Here is a 14,580-nt window from a genome sequence, read left to right on the forward strand (position 1 = left end):
CGTGTGTGGAGGTGGGTACACTCACCGCCTTTTTGCGAGGGTATAGGCCGATGGCCTGCCGGTCCATGAGGTCGATCACACTCCGTGCCATGGTTCCGGCACCCGTCCACCCCTCACGGTTACCACGATCGGCCGAAGGCACGCGGGCGGGTTCATTCGGCGGATGCCGGCAGGCGACGGCTGCTATTCGGCGCCGAGCACGCGAAGGCCGTGGTGAAGGCGGAAGTCCTCGTAGTCCTTGAGGTTGAGGGTGGCCAGCGGCAGGTCGTAGGTGAGGGCGCTGGCGGCGATCCACATGTCGTTGGTGGGGCGGGGCCGGCCACGCTGTATCCCTGCGGCGGACAGTCGCCCCCAGGTGGTGGCGACGGCTTCGTCGCCCGGGAGGACCGGGACGTCGGCGAGCCAGTCGGCGAGTTCCTGGCGGCTTCGGGTGCCCCAGTGACGGATCTCCATCCACTTCGTGAGTTCACCGTAGGTCACGAAGGTGATCAGCGGTTTGCGGCCGATCAGGCGGGTCGCCAGTGGCCCGGTCAGCTTGCGTTTGTGCAGCAGGGAGGCGACGTCGGTGTCGAGGACGACGGGTTGCATGTGGCGGGCTCAGGCGGCGTCGCGCCGACGCTCGGCGTAGGTGAAGGCGAGGAACTCTTCCAGCTCCTCGTCCGACTCGAAGGTGTCGGCGGCGAGGTCGTCCAGGGAACGGATCGGCTGGGTGTTCTTCGCCGCCAGCAGCTCCTCGACCGACACGCGTGGCCTCGGTTGTGGGTAGCCGAGGCCTTCGGGTGCGGGCGTGCTCATCGGGACCTCCAGCAGGACGAGAACCGGCTCCACGGCCAGCATACGGGCGCTCTCACCTGGTGACATCGGGTTTCGCCGACATGAGCGAGCGCCCGAACACCCGCTCCCTTCCGGCGCCGGGACTCAGACCGCCGGAGCCGTCCGCAGGTGGTGGGCGGACCTGGCCGTGTCGGTGACGTTGGCCAGGAAGCCCTGGGCCCTGGGGGAGGCGTGCTTGGTCAGCCAGGCGGGGTCTATGTCGCACACCACGACGCGGACGCCGGTGCCGGCGAGGGCCAGCGGGAGGGTGTGGACGACCGTGGAGGGGAAGCTGAGGACGGTGGCGCCGATGGGACCGCGCCGGGCGATGAGCTCCAGCGGGAACTCCGGGCGGACGATCTCCAGTCCCGTCTCGACGGCGAGCCGGTGGAGTTTCTCCGTGCTCTCGCGGCGGTGGGCGAAGTAGCGCTTGGCGCCGTGCGTGGCGACCAGGGCGCGTACGGCCTCCAGGTAGGCGTCGGCGTCCACCACCCCGGTCTCCACCAGGGACGTGCCGACCATGTCGGCGCCCCGGGTGACGCGGGGCGGGCCGAAGCGGTCCCTGGTCCAGGCGAAGGTGTGGGAGCTGACGGTGACGCCGGGCGGGGTGTCCTCCATGGGCATGGAGGTGAAGACCTCCACCGTGCGCTTCTCACCGGGGGTGAGCCGGCGCCGGGCGGCGGCGGACACGGGGGCGAGGACGAGTTCGCGGGGGCCGGGGCGGCCGCCCTTGCGGTGCCAGCGCACCAGGCGTTCGCCCCGGGCCAGCTGGCCGACGAACTCCATGGTCGCGGTGCCGTCGTCGACGACGACGACCTCACGGGCGCGGGTGATCGTCAGCAGCAGCTGGACGTAGCGGGAGAAGGGGTCGCCGAGGACGACGCGGGCGGCCCGGCGGAGCGGCCCGGTGAGGCCGCCGACCGTCTGCAGCGGGGCGCCCGCTCCCCCGCGCGCCTCCTCCCAGCGGACCTCGTGGCCCTCCTCGCGGGCCAGCTCCGCCATGCGGCGCAACTGGCCGCGGGTCATGGGGTCGACCGGGGACAGCACCACGAGGGTGAGCCCCACGCCGGGCGCATGCGCGTGCGCCCACTCCAGCACGTTGAGCAGTTGTACCGGGCTCTCGACGAAGGCGAGAGTGTGGGGGCCGGGCCGGCCGGCGCGGGGGCTCATCGACGTACGACCGTTCCCGTCGTCGTAAGGGTGGGGTGGAGGGGATGCGGGGTCAGACGGTCACGGGTTCGCCGGCGGCGGCGGCGATCTCCGCCTCGGCGACCACGCCGGTGACGCGGCGCAGCTTCTTCATCGGGCCCAGCTCGGAGTCGTAGACCTTCTTGACGCCGTCGCCGAGGGAGGCCTCGATGGTGCGGATGTCGCGCACCAGTCGGGTCAGGCCCTGCGGCTCGACGGAGGCGGCCTGGTCGGAGCCCCACATGGCGCGGTCGAGGGTGATGTGCCGCTCGACGAAGACGGCGCCGAGGGCGACGGCGGCGAGGGTGGTCTGCAGGCCGGTCTCGTGGCCGGAGTAGCCGATCGGGACGTTCGGGTACTCCTGCTGGAGGGTGTTGATGACGCGGAGGTTGAGCTCCTCGGCCTGCGCCGGGTACGTCGACGTGGCGTGGCACATGAGGATGTTGTCGCTGCCCAGGACCTCGACCGCGTGGCGGATCTGCTTCGGGGTGGACATGCCGGTGGAGAGGATGACCGTACGGCCGGTGGCGCGCAGGGCGCGCAGCAGCTCGTCGTCGGTGAGGGAGGCGGAGGCCACCTTGTGGGCGGGGACGTCGAACTTCTCCAGGAAGGCGACGGCCTCGGTGTCCCACGGGGAGGCGAACCAGTCGATCCCCTTCTCCTTGCAGTACTCGTCGATCTGGCGGTACTCGTCCTCGCCGAACTCCACGCGGTGGCGGTAGTCGATGTACGTCATCCGGCCCCAGGGGGTGTCGCGCTCGATGTCCCACTGGTCGCGCGGGGTGCAGATCTCGGGGGTGCGCTTCTGGAACTTGACCGCGTCGCAGCCGGCCTCGGCGGCGGCGTCGATCAGCTTGAAGGCGTTCTCGATGTCACCGTTGTGGTTGATGCCGATCTCGCCGGTGACGTAGACGGGGCGGCCGGGGCCGGCCTCGCGGGTACCGAAGGTGCGGATGCGGGAGTTGGTGCTCATGACCTGGCGTTTCCTTACTTGGGGAGGGAATCGAGAGAGGGACCGAGGATCCAGCCGGCGATCTCCCGGATCGCGCCGTCACCGCCGGGGAGGGTGGTGACCGCGCGTGCGGCGCCGCGTACGACGTCGTGGGCGCTCGCGACCGCCACGGGCCAGCCGACGAGGGCGAAGCACGGGAGGTCGTTGACGTCGTTGCCGACGTAGAGCACGCGCTCGGGCGCGGTGCCCTGTTCCTCGCACCACTGCTTGAGTGCGAGGTCCTTGCGGTCGATGCCGTGCAGCACGGGGATCTTGAGCTTGCGTGCGCGGGCGGCGACGACCGGGTTCTGTTCCGTGGACAGGATGAGCAGCTTGAGGCCGCTGCGGCGCAGGGCCGCGATGCCGAGTCCGTCCCCGCGGTGCACGGAGACGAACTCCCGTCCGTCGGAGTCGATCAGCACCCGGTCGTCGGTCTGGGTGCCGTCGAAGTCGAGGACGACCGCGTCGATGTCGTCGGCGGTCGGGAGGGCGCCGGGCCGCTCCGCGTCGAAGAGCGGGGCGAGGGCGCGGGCCCGTGCGAGATCGTGCGGGTCGTCGATCTCCAGCACGCGGGCCGGGTCGGTGCGGACGAGTTCGGTGCGGCCGAAGAAGCGGTGCTTGTGCGCGCGGAAACCGGCCGCGTCCATGGCGTAGGCGGCACCGGTCTCCAGGAGGTCCTGGGGGCGGTCCTGGCGGCGGGGGCGGAAGGACTTGTCGTGGTTGACGCCGTGGCCCCCGGCGGCGGCCGCGTCGGCGGAGGGGGCCCGGTCGGTGCCGTGAGCGGTCGCCTCGCCGGCCGGGGTGGACGGGGCCGCCCCGTCCGCCCCGTCGCGCCAGACGAAGCCGTGGAACGGGGCGACCGTCACCGCTGTGTCGGCGCCCTGGTCGGTGATCGCGGCGGCCACCCCGTCGATGTCCTCGCGGAGCAGGAAGGGGCTGGTGCACTGTACGAGCAGGACGACGTCCACGGGGGCGCCGTGCAGGGTCTCGTGGGTGTCCATGGCGTGCAGGACGGCGGCCTCGGAGGTGGCGGTGTCGCCGGCGATGGCGGCGGGCCGCAGCACGACCTCGGCGCCGGCCTGCCGGGCGGCGGCCGCGATGGCCTGGTCGTCGGTGGAGACGACGACGTCCGTGACGTACCGGGAGGCGAGGCACTCGCGCACGGCGCGTGCCACCAGGGGGACGCCCCCGACGGGGGCGAGGTTCTTCGCGGGTACGCCCTTGGAGCCGCCGCGCGCGGGGATCACGGCGAGTACCCGGCGTACGGCAGGGGAGGTGGGCATGGGATCAGCTCCTCGAGCGGGGGTCGGTCCGGTCACAGTTCGCCCATCCGTCGGATCACCGGGGCCACGCGCTGCACTCCGTGCCGGTAGGCGCCGCGCGCCGCCCGGCGCACGATCTGCCGGACCGGTCCGGGCTCCCGGTCGGCGGCGGGCGCGCCGGGCAGCGGGGTGCCGTCCGGGCCGAGGTGGTGACGGGCGAGGATGCCGGGCAGATAGCCGGGCGCGGTGACGGGCGTGTAGTACGGGGTGAGGGGCGGCAGTCCGCCGGGCCGGCCGAGCAGTTCGGCGATGCGTTCGCGGGCCGCGTCGAAGGCCGTCTCGTACGAGCCGCCCACCGCGACCCCCTGCCGGGCCACCCACTCCGGGTCCGGCTCCGGGCGGTGTCCCGCGTCGAGCTGGTCCCAGGAGGCGAGGCAGCCGGAGCCGACGAAGTGGTGGTTGCCGAGGGCTTCCCGGATGCCGAGGTCGGTGAGGACCACGGTGGGGACGCGGCGGTGCAGCGACTCCAGGGCGGCCGTGGAGCTGACCGTGACGAGGAGGTCGGTCCGGTCGAGGACCTCGCCCATGTGCCCGTAGACCAGGCGGAAGTTGGGCGGCAGGTCCTGCCGCTGGGCGAGCTTCTGGTAGGGCAGTTCCTCGATGTGCGTGGTGTGTTCGCCGGGCTTGGAGCGCAGCTTCAGCAGCACCTCGCGCTCGGGGTGCCGGCGGGCGTGCCGCACCAGCCGGTCCAGCAGGTACGTACGGTCCCTGCGGCTGTCCGGGACGGAGGGCTGGGCGGCGAACACGACCGTGTAGGGCCTGCGCCCTTGCTTCGCGGAGGGGTCGTGTTCGCCCTCGTACGCGGCTCCGCCGAGGAACGGCAGCGCGACCTCGGTCACCGACGAGGCGTCGGCGCCCACCCCTTCGTACACGGCGCGGAAACGGTCCGCGTCCTGGCGGGAGTTGGCGAGCACCAGGTCGGCGCCGTGGCGCAGCAGCAGGCCGTCGGCGAGCTTCTCGTAGACGACGCCGACGTATCCGGTGACGACGACGGGCCGCCTCGGCCGGTCCTCCCAGGCGCGCTTGAGTCCGTGCAGCATCGCCTGCACACCGCCGCCGACCAGGGCGAGCACGAGGAGGTCGTACGACTCCTCGCGCATCGCGCGCAGGAACTCGACGGCGGTGACCTCGCGGAGCGAGTCCGCGGTGACGCCGACCTCGCCGAGCTGGCGGGCGGTGGGGGTGGCGCGGCCCCGCAGCAGGAATCCGTCGAGGCGGACGTCCCGCGGCGCGACGCGGTCCGCGGTGAGCGCGCCCCATTTCCACCGGGTGTCGGAATCCGCGAGGACCGCGACCCTGAGAGGCTTCGTTGCACTTGCTGGCACGTCGAAGACGCTAGGAATCGATTCCTAGGAACCGCCCAACCCGAATGCAACAAACGGTTAACAGCACACCGCCGAATGACGAATCGGGCCGCCCGGCGCCCGGAAAAGAATGCGCTTCACGGCTTCGTCACGCGTCGTTCACCCGGGATCAAGATGCGGGTAAATCCGCATGCCGGGCCGTCGCCTAACGTCCGTCGCGTGCCCAAGCTCTCCGTCATCGTGCCGTTCTACAACGTCCGGCGATACGTCCCCGATGCCCTGCGGAGTCTGCGTGCGAACGCGCGCGACGACTTCGAATTCATTCTCGTCGACGACTGCTCCACCGACGGGACCGCCGATCTCCTCGCGCGCGCGGAGCCCGAACTGCCGGGGGCCGTGCTGGTGAGACACGAACGGAACGGCGGGCTGGCGACCGCCCGCAACACCGGCATCGACGCCGCCCGCGGGGAGTACCTGACGTTCCTGGACGGCGACGACTGGCTGGCGCCCGGCCACTACGACCGGCTGGTCGGCGTGATCGAACGGCTGGGCTGCGACTTCGTGCGCACGGATCATGTGCAGTGCACGGCGCGGGAGCGTTCCGTGCACCGGGTGCCGCACGGCCGCCGGAACGTGGTGCTGTCCCCGCGCGAGGCCATCCTGCCCGCCCACCGCACCACCTCCGTCGACTACGCGTACGCCTGGGCCGGCGTCTACCACCGTCGGCTGGCCGATCGCGGCCTGCTGCACTTCACCGACGGACTGCGCACCGCCGAGGACCGTCCGTGGATCTGGAGGCTGCACCGGGAGGCAGAGTCCTTCGCGGTGACCGGCCTGCTCGGCGTCTTCTACCGGCGCGGGGTCTCCTCGTCGCTGACGCAGATCGGGGACGCCCGGCAGCTCGACTTCATCCGCGCCTTCGACCAGGTGGTGGAGGAGACCGCCGCCGACCCCGAGGCGGCGCGCCTGCTGCCGAAGGCGGTGCGCACGTACTGCGCGATCATCTCCCACCATCTCGGTTCCATCGAAAGGTTCGAGGCACCCGTGGCCCGGAAACTGAAGGCGATGAGCACGGCCGCGCTGCGGCGGATGCCTCAGGACGTGCTCGACGACGCGCTGGCGTCGATGGACACCGCGCGGGCGACCCGGCTGCGCCGGCTGCGCCGCCGTCCCGCGCCGGCCCCGGAGGTGGCCGCGTGACCACGCAGATCTTCATGGTGTCGACGTTGTACGGCACCGCCACGCTGGCCGCCGCCCTGGACGCGGGGTGCTTCGCGCCGGCCGAGCGGCGCGTCCTGCTGGTGTCCAACAACGCGGCGACGCCGGAGACGACACCGGCGGTGGACGGAATGCCGGGGTTCGAGCGGCTGCGCGCCCGGTTCGACGACGTGGTCTCGTGGAACGAGGCGATCTTCCCGTATCACCCGGGAGCCTGGGCGCCACGCCCGGACGACGTCCCGATGTGGGAGCGGTATCTGCGGCTGGCCTGGAGTCTGGGCGACGACGATGTGACGCTCGCCGTGGAGTCGATCCAGGTCAACCCGGCGCTCGGCGTGGCACAGATCTTCACCGACGCGCCCGTCACCGTCTACGCGGACGGGCTGATGAGCTACGGCCCCACCCGCAACAAGATCGATCCACTGGTGGGCACGCGCGTGGAGCGGCTGCTCCACCTCGATCTGGTGCCGGGCCTGAGGCCACTGCTCCTGACCGAGTTCGGGGTGGAGCCGGAGCTGGTGCCGACGGAGGCGTTCACGCGGGTGCTGGCCGAACTCGTCAAGACCGGTGCCGGGCTGCCCGAGGTGGAGAGTCCCGCACTGCTGCTGGGCCAGTACCTGTCGGCGCTGGGCATCCTCTCCGCGGAAGAGGAGGAGGACCTGCATGTGCGGATGCTGAGGAGTGTCGTCGGCCTCGGTCACGACCGGGTGGTCTTCAAGCCGCATCCCACGGCCCCGGCCCGGTTCGCCCGCACCCTGGAGCAGGAGGCGGAGAAGCTCGGCGTCGGCCTCACCGTCCTCGACACGCCGGTCCTGGCGGAGGTGTTGTACCAGCGGATGCGCCCGGCGCTGGTCGTCGGCTGCTTCTCCACGGCCCTGCTCACCGCGTCCCGGCTGTACGGTCTGCCGGTGGCCCGGGTGGGCACGGAGACGCTGCTGGACCGGCTGGCGCCGTACGAGAACAGCAACCGTGTCCCCGTCACGATCGTCGACGCGCTGCTGCCGGAGCCGGCCGACGCCGCCGAGGGGCGGCCGGGCTTGGACACCGACGCGCTCGCCGCGCTGGTGCGGACGGTCGGTTTCGTGATGCAGCCGAAAATCCTGGCGGAGCTGCGGCCTGCGGCCGAGGAGTATCTGCGTGACCGGCTGAACGCCCGCACCTGGCGGTATTTCAGGAAGCGGCGGCTGACGTCGCTGGGACTGCCCGGTGGAATTCCGGAGCGGCTGGCGTTCCTGCCGCGCAGTTCCACGGCCCGTAAAGTGGTGCGGCGGGCCCGGGCCATCCGGCGCTCGATCAAACGGTGAACCAATGCCCGGCATGGAGTACATGAACGGACGGTTAACCGCCCCCGGAACCGCCTTTCGTTCATTCTCCCTTCACCCTTTGGTCGCCGCGCCTCGTGCCATGATCTCCTCAGGAATTCCATCGGAAAATCACACATCTTTGTGCACTTTCTGTGCACCACAGACCCTGCGGACTGGGCTGGTTGTCTATGCGTATCGCCGTCTTCATCGAGAACCGCAACGGAGTCGGTCTGACCTCACGGCTGCTGAGCGCCCCGGGCTCGGAGGACTGCTCCTTCCTGCTGGTCACCGCCGACCTCGACGGAGACGTGGGGCGGTGGATCGACGAGGAGGCCTCGGCCCGGCTCGACGGCACACGGGTCCGCAATCTGTTCCGGGAGGAGGAGAGCCTCGGGCACGCGCAGTTCCTGGAGGACATAGGCCCCCGGGTCTCCGAGTTCGTGCGGACCGAGTCCATCGACCGGCTGATCCTCTTCAACGACCGGTCGCAGCGCGGCAGCAGGGTCGCCGACGCCCTCAACGGGACCCTGCCGGTGGTCCTCGTACAGGACGGCCACCTCGACTTCCACTACAAGAAGCTCGGCCCCGGCCTCCGGGACCAGAACTGGTACTACGGCTCCACCGACCCGGCCGCCGTGTGCGTGTGGGGCCCGGCGACCGCCCACCACCTGCTGTACCGCACGGCGGACGCGGACCCGGTCGTCCACATCACCGGCGCGCTCGGCCACAGCGACGATCCCGACCTGGTGCGGGCCGCGCACAATCCCGCGCCCCGACCCGCGCGCCCCGCCCGGGAGCCGCTGCGGATCATCGTCCTCGACCAGCCGCTGGGCGATCAGCGCAAACTGCCGGCCGGCCGGCACCGCGAGTACCTGAAGTCGGCCTGCGAGGCGCTCACCGAGTTCGGCGAGGTCGCGATCAAACCGCACCCCTCGACCCTCTCCGGGCACCTGGAGTGGCTGGGCACGCTCCCCGGGGTCACCGTCCTGGACGAATCGACGCTCGTGGACGCGACCGGCCTGGAAGCCTTCGACCTGGCCGTCACCTTCTTCTCCACGACCTATCTGCAAACCTTGCGGGCCGGTGTCCCGCTGGTGCTGTTCAGCCCGCCACCGCTGAACATCGTCTTCCCGGCCGTCAACCACGCACTGCTGCGCAACGTCGGCAGCGTCGGCGAACTGGTGGACGTGGTGGGGCAGTTGCACACCACCGGCAAGTTCGCCGGCAACAACACCGGCGAGCCGCTGACCCACTACCTCACCTTCCGTGACGACGTCGCCGAGCGGATCATCACCGTGGTCAAGGAGGCGAAGGTGCGCGGGCCGCGTTCCGGCTCCGCTCCGGACCCGGCCCCCCTCACTCCGGTCGGCACCCGCGCCGAGCGGGCGCTGCGCGCCGTACGGGACCGGCAGGCACCGCCGCGTTCGCTGGCCGTGCTCGGCCTCGGTTTCGGCTATGTCACCGGGGTGGCGATCCCCGTGCTGACGTACACCCAGGCACTGCTCGCCCGCTCCCCCGTGGACGTCCGCTACATCGACCTCAGCGCCTACTGCCGTACCGAGGACGTCCTCGAAGCACTGCGGGACATCGATGTCGTCCTCATCAACAGCCTGGCCCCGCTGTGGCGTTCCGCCATCGGCAACGAACTGGTCGACGAACTGGTGTCCGACGGCCGAAGAGTCTTCCTCTACGCCCATGAGACCGAGCACGTCATGGCCTACGAGGCGGAGCACCACACCCTGCGCCACAAGGAGATGCTCCGGCTCCTGCCACAGGTCCAGGTGTTGTGCGTCTCCACCGCCCAGGCCGACATGTTCCGCGGGCTCGGAGTGACCGACCCCGTCGTCGTCTACAACACCGTTCCGCAGGACGCCCACCGGACGCGGGCCCGGACCGTACCGGACGAGCAGCCCCGGATCGTGATGGTCGGCTCCATGCAGGACCGCAAGGGCCTGGACCTCTTCTCCCGGGTCGCGGAACTCGCCCACACCGAGGGGCTGCCGTGGCGGTTCGCGTGGATCGGCCACCGCACCCCGCGGATCGCCTCCTCGACCCTGATCTCCGACCGGGTGACCTGGGCGGGCGCGCTGTCACGGGCCCGGGTCCGGGAGGAACTCGCCGCCTCCGACGTCTTCCTGCTCTCCTCCGTCGACGACCCGATGCCGCTGTCGGTGGTCGAGGCCGTCCAGCAGCGGCTGCGGGTGGTCACCTACCGGCGGGTGGGCTCGCACGAGGTGCTCGATTCGGTGCCGGGCTACCGGTCCTTCGCCGACTACACCCCTCAGGCGGCGTTCGAGGCCCTGCGGGCGGTGCTCGGCGAGCGGGTCTCGGAGGACGACTACCGGGAGGTCGAGGAGCTGTTCGACATCCCCGCGTTCACCGCGCGGATGACGGCCGCGCTGGGACTTCCCGGACCGGGAGACGTGCCGCGCCCGCGGGCCGCCGGGGACGCGGAGAGCACCGGCACGGCGGACGACGACGCGTACGGCGATCCGCGGGCGGTGATCCCCCAGCAACTCCGGCACATCATCGACGACTTCAAGCGCCACGCCACCGCCGGCAACGTCGAGGACGCGCTGCGGGTGGGCACCGAGATCCTGCGCCGCCGGCAGCCGGTGGACGTGCTGATCGGCATGGCCGAACTGCGCGCCGCCCGGAACGAGACCAAGGAGGCGTGCCGGCTGCTGGCCGCGGCGGCGATCGCCGGCGGCGACCGCGGCCGGGTGTGGGCGGAGATCGCCCGGGTGTCGGCCCTGCTCGGCGCACGCGGACGTGCCATCCGCCAGATCGCCCGCAAGGAGTCGATCAGGGCACAGGTGTCCCACCACTCGGCGCGGCTGCGCAAGACGGACTGAACGGCGGGGCACGCACAGGTGCCGTCGACCCGACACCTCGCGTTCCGCAGATGTTCTCCTGACGGCCCGCTCGGCCATGCGCCCGCCGGCCGGGCCAGTGCCTAGCCTGTGCACCGGCATTCGCCCGTGCGTCTTCCGCACACATCACACGCCTCTGAACTCCGCGACGAATTGAGGTCGTTGGTCCATGAACAGCCGCTCCATGCTCCGCAGTTCGGTCTCCCGGCGTCTGCTGCGCCCGGTCGCCGACCTCATCGACCAGCGCATCGAGCGGCAGGTCCGCTCGGCGGCCCGCCGCCCGGACGGCCAGGGGGCACCGGCCGCCGCACCGGACATCGAGCGGCTGGTGCGGGACGTCGAGCAGCTCAGGCGCCGCCAGCTCACCTTCGAGCTGCTCCTCGGCCCCCGCGGGCGCGGCATCTCCCGCATGGTGGCCGACGCCCCGCTGGAGCGCCTGTACGCCCAGGTCGCGGACCTGGCCGGGGACCGTGACGCGGCCGTGCGCAACGTCACCGCCGCCTTCCGTCTGCTCGTCGCGCTGGAGTCGCTGGGCGTGGGCCGCATCGCGGGCGGCACCATGAACATCTGCGGCAAGCTCGGCACGATCCCGCTGCTCGACCCGCCGAACGACGAGATCCTCGAGATCGGCACGCTGTACGGCATGTTCTCCGCCGGGCTGGTCCGCATGATGGAACGCGACGGCCGCAGCCCGAGCCTGACCATCGTCGACCCCTTCGCCGGCGTACAGCTCCAGCCCGGCACCGACCAGCGCCCGGACCCCACCGGCGCCCCGGTCGACGAGCAGGCCGTACGCACCAACCTCGGCCTCGCCGGTCCGGCGGGCGCGGCGGCCCGCATCCAGCGGGGGTTCTCCGAGGACCCCGAGACCCGGGCGGCCGTGTCGGACCGCCGCTACGGCGTGATCGTCGTGGACGGCGACCACTCGGCCCAGGGCGTCGCGCAGGACCTGCAGTGGGCCGAGGAGATCGCCGCGCCGGGCGGGGTCGTCGTCCTGGACGACTACGGCGACCCCCACTGGCCGGGCATCAAGGAGGCCCTGGACGACCACCTGAAGGGCGAGACCCGCTTCACCTACCTGGGCAAGGCCGCCCACTCGGCGTATCTGCGGGCGTCCTGAGCACCGGCACCGGCCGCCCTGCGATCCGAGGAGTGGTACGAGCATGACCGAGACGGTCGTGAGCATGTCGACAGCGCGGCCGGACACGGCCGCTCCCCCGCCGGTCCCCACGGCGGGGAAGGCCGCCCCGGGGCGGCTGCGCGCCCTGGACGGGCTGCGGCTGGTGGCCGCGCTGATGGTGGCGGCGTACCACTACGGCGGACGCGGCGGCTACGTCACCGACGCCTGGGGCAGCTCCCCCAAGCACCAGTTCCCGACCCTGCACACGCTGTTCTCGTACGGCTGCCTCGGGGTCCAGGTCTTCTTCGTGATCAGCGGGTTCGTGATCTGCATGAGCGGCTGGGGACGGACCCTGACGTCGTTCCTCGCCTCCCGCGTGTCCCGGCTGATGCCCGCCTACTGGGTGGCGGTCGTCCTGGTCACGGCTGTGTTCGCGCTGCCGGTGGTCACCTATGACGCCGTGTCGCCGAGCGACGCCCTCGTCAACCTGACGATGCTCCAGCAGCCGCTGGGCGCGGACCGGGTGCTGGGCGTGTGCTGGACGCTGTGGGTGGAGCTCCGCTTCTACGCGCTCTTCGCGCTGTTCGTCGTCATGCCCGGCGCGAACCGTCGGCGGGTCCTGCTGTTCTGCGGCGGCTGGCTGCTGGCGTCGGTGCTCGCCCGGGCCGCGCACGAGCCGCTCCTCGACCTGGTGCTGATGCCGGAGTACGCCCCGTTCTTCATCGGCGGGATCGGCCTGTACCTCGTCCACCGCGACCGGCGGGACACCCACGCGTGGGCCGTCACGGTCGTGAGCTTCCTGATCGGGCAGCACTACGCGGTGGGCGAGCTGTGGAACGCCTCGGACCCGGACGCCTTCGCCCACCGCACCACGTTCGGCATCGTCCTGGTCGTCGCCCTCGGCTTCGCGGCGGTGGCGGCGATCGCACTGGGGTGGCTGAGCCGGGCGGACTGGCGCTGGCTCACTGTGGCCGGGGCGCTGACGTATCCCTTCTACCTGGTTCACGAGCACCTGGGCTGGGTGGTGATCCATGCCCTGCACCGCTCGCTGCACGTGCCGTCGGCACCCACCTTCGCGCTGACGCTGGCCGCGATGCTGCTGCTGGCGTGGCTGCTGCACCGGTACGTGGAGAGAACCCTGACACCGGTCCTGCGGACCCAACTGTCGAAGCAGCGCTGACCGCCGAGAAGCCCGCGGAGTCGCCGACGTGCTCCGGCGTGCCGCGCACCCGTCCACCGGTGGCGGTTCCGCTGCGGGCGTGCGGCATTCCCTCGTGGTCACCGGTCCGGTCGAGCCCGGTCGCGGGGAGAGACGGCCGGCCTCCGGGCGGGGCGCCACGGTCGCCGGCAGGCCTGCCGGTCACGGTCATGACGCTGCCGTTCTCCACCGGACCGACCCGGATGACGGAGCGGGACGGCCGCAGCCCGCGCATGACGACCGCCGACCCGATCGCCGGTGTGCGGTTCCAGCCCGGCGACCCGCAGCGCGCCGGCCTCTCCGGGCCCTTGGCCGACGAGCACGCCGTGCGCACCGGCCTCGCCCTCGCCGGTCCGGCGGGCGTGGCCGCCCGGATCCGGCGGGACTTCTCCGAGGAGATCACCGCCCCGGGCGGAATCGTCGTCCCGAACGACTTCGGCGACCCCGGACGGCCGGGCATCGAGGAGGCGCTGGACAAGCACCTCACGGGCGGCACCCGCTTCGCCCGCCTCGGCGAGGCGGCGCGCTCGGCGTTCCTGCGGGCGTCCCGACCTCAAGGCGTCCTGACCTCAAGGCGTCCCGTACCGGGCCTCGATCCCCGCGATCAGCAGGGCGAGGCCCTCTTCGAAGCGCTGGTCGTAGTTCTCGAAGAGTTCCCTGCCCGCCTGGGCCGCGAGAGGGTGGTCGGCCATCAGGCGGGCGCGTTCCGCCAGGTCGAAGCCCTCCCGGCGTTCGCCGGGCAGCGGCTGGACGCCCTGTTCCTCGGTGACGAAGCCGAGGGTGTAGAGATATGTCGTGTTGAACGCGCGGGTGGCCCGGGCGAGGGTGAAACCGGCGGATGTGAGCAGGCGCAGCATGTCCTCCATCTGCTCGGCGTGCTCGGTCCCCGTGAAGCGTGAGCCGCTGAACACCTTCGCGCCGTCGCGGTAGGCGAGCAGCGCCGCGCGCAGGCTCCGGTTGGCCTTGAGCAGCCGCTCCTGCCAGGTGTCGTCCGGGGCGGGTGAACCCTGGGCGACCATCCGGCGGTACATCTCCGTCGCCATCTCGTCGAGCAGCGCCTGCTTGTCCTTGAAGTGCCAGTAGAGGGCGGGCGCCTTGACGTCCAGTTCCCTGGCGATCGCGCGCAGCGTCAGGCCGTCCAGGCCGACCTCGTTCAGCAGTCTCAGCGCCGTGTCGGCGACCCGTCGGCGGTCCAGGGGGGCACGTCGTTCCGAACTCACGCTTGACAACTTAACACCGTTAGGGACAC

12 protein-coding genes are annotated in these 14,580 nt (G+C 71.7%); 5 read left to right on the top strand and 7 right to left on the bottom strand.

Going from position 1 to position 14,580, the window contains the following annotated elements:
• Positions 1-183 precede the first annotated feature (183 nt).
• The 6 genes from ACZ62B_RS06505 to ACZ62B_RS06530 form a co-directional block, all read right to left on the bottom strand.
• Positions 184-588, bottom strand: a complete 405-nt coding sequence (locus ACZ62B_RS06505; RefSeq protein WP_344557582.1) for a type II toxin-antitoxin system VapC family toxin — start codon at positions 586-588, stop codon at positions 184-186.
• A gap of 9 nt (positions 589-597) precedes the next feature.
• Complete coding sequence (locus tag ACZ62B_RS06510; RefSeq protein ID WP_344557584.1) at positions 598-837, bottom strand: hypothetical protein; 240 nt, start codon at positions 835-837, stop codon at positions 598-600.
• An 81-nt stretch (positions 838-918) separates the two neighbouring features.
• The gene (locus ACZ62B_RS06515; RefSeq protein ID WP_344557586.1) at positions 919-1,983 is read right to left on the bottom strand and encodes a hypothetical protein; all 1,065 of its coding nucleotides are present in this window, start codon (positions 1,981-1,983) and stop codon (positions 919-921) included.
• 52 nt (positions 1,984-2,035) lie between these two features.
• A complete protein-coding gene (locus tag ACZ62B_RS06520; protein WP_344557588.1) occupies positions 2,036-2,974 on the bottom strand; it encodes an N-acetylneuraminate synthase family protein in 939 nt (312 codons plus the stop codon).
• A 14-nt stretch (positions 2,975-2,988) separates the two neighbouring features.
• Positions 2,989-4,275 (bottom strand): N-acylneuraminate cytidylyltransferase, encoded by a 1,287-nt coding sequence (locus tag ACZ62B_RS06525; protein WP_344557590.1) that lies wholly within the window; start codon positions 4,273-4,275, stop codon positions 2,989-2,991.
• Between the two features lie 32 nt (positions 4,276-4,307).
• Complete coding sequence (locus tag ACZ62B_RS06530; protein ID WP_468725136.1) at positions 4,308-5,639, bottom strand: DUF6716 putative glycosyltransferase; 1,332 nt, start codon at positions 5,637-5,639, stop codon at positions 4,308-4,310.
• 198 nt (positions 5,640-5,837) lie between these two features.
• Here ACZ62B_RS06530 and ACZ62B_RS06535 point away from each other — a divergent pair, with 198 nt between their 5' ends.
• The 5 genes from ACZ62B_RS06535 to ACZ62B_RS06555 all read left to right on the top strand — a co-directional run bounded on the left by ACZ62B_RS06535 (position 5,838) and on the right by ACZ62B_RS06555 (position 13,313).
• Positions 5,838-6,818 carry a glycosyltransferase family 2 protein gene (locus ACZ62B_RS06535; RefSeq protein ID WP_344557594.1) on the top strand — a complete coding sequence of 327 codons (981 nt, stop codon included), beginning with the start codon at positions 5,838-5,840 and terminating at the stop codon, positions 6,816-6,818.
• Positions 6,815-8,140, top strand: coding sequence for an alpha-2,8-polysialyltransferase family protein (locus tag ACZ62B_RS06540; protein ID WP_344557596.1), 1,326 nt, complete (start codon positions 6,815-6,817; stop codon positions 8,138-8,140). Before ACZ62B_RS06535 ends, ACZ62B_RS06540 begins: the two co-directional genes overlap by 4 nt.
• A 188-nt stretch (positions 8,141-8,328) precedes the next feature.
• Positions 8,329-10,995: a glycosyltransferase family 4 protein gene (locus ACZ62B_RS06545; RefSeq protein WP_468725207.1), complete on the top strand. Its 2,667-nt coding sequence runs from the start codon at positions 8,329-8,331 to the stop codon at positions 10,993-10,995.
• Between the two features lie 187 nt (positions 10,996-11,182).
• Positions 11,183-12,133 (top strand): class I SAM-dependent methyltransferase, encoded by a 951-nt coding sequence (locus tag ACZ62B_RS06550; protein WP_344557604.1) that lies wholly within the window; start codon positions 11,183-11,185, stop codon positions 12,131-12,133.
• Positions 12,134-12,176: 43 nt separating this feature from the next.
• Positions 12,177-13,313 (top strand): acyltransferase family protein, encoded by a 1,137-nt coding sequence (locus ACZ62B_RS06555; protein WP_344557606.1) that lies wholly within the window; start codon positions 12,177-12,179, stop codon positions 13,311-13,313.
• A 587-nt stretch (positions 13,314-13,900) separates the two neighbouring features.
• Here ACZ62B_RS06555 and ACZ62B_RS06560 read toward each other — a convergent pair.
• Positions 13,901-14,551 carry a TetR/AcrR family transcriptional regulator C-terminal domain-containing protein gene (locus ACZ62B_RS06560; RefSeq protein ID WP_344557610.1) on the bottom strand — a complete coding sequence of 217 codons (651 nt, stop codon included), beginning with the start codon at positions 14,549-14,551 and terminating at the stop codon, positions 13,901-13,903.
• Positions 14,552-14,580 lie beyond the last annotated feature (29 nt).

Source organism: Streptomyces sp. NPDC053426 (genome assembly GCF_055585405.1).

Coding starts and splice junctions, on each gene's coding strand:
- ACZ62B_RS06505 (WP_344557582.1), bottom strand. CDS start 588: ATGCAACCCGTCGTCCTCGACACCGACGTCGCCTCCCTGCTGCACAAA.
- ACZ62B_RS06510 (WP_344557584.1), bottom strand. CDS start 837: ATGCTGGCCGTGGAGCCGGTTCTCGTCCTGCTGGAGGTCCCGATGAGC.
- ACZ62B_RS06515 (WP_344557586.1), bottom strand. CDS start 1,983: ATGAGCCCCCGCGCCGGCCGGCCCGGCCCCCACACTCTCGCCTTCGTC.
- ACZ62B_RS06520 (WP_344557588.1), bottom strand. CDS start 2,974: ATGAGCACCAACTCCCGCATCCGCACCTTCGGTACCCGCGAGGCCGGC.
- ACZ62B_RS06525 (WP_344557590.1), bottom strand. CDS start 4,275: ATGCCCACCTCCCCTGCCGTACGCCGGGTACTCGCCGTGATCCCCGCG.
- ACZ62B_RS06545 (WP_468725207.1), top strand. CDS start 8,329: ATGCGTATCGCCGTCTTCATCGAGAACCGCAACGGAGTCGGTCTGACC.
- ACZ62B_RS06550 (WP_344557604.1), top strand. CDS start 11,183: ATGAACAGCCGCTCCATGCTCCGCAGTTCGGTCTCCCGGCGTCTGCTG.
- ACZ62B_RS06555 (WP_344557606.1), top strand. CDS start 12,177: ATGACCGAGACGGTCGTGAGCATGTCGACAGCGCGGCCGGACACGGCC.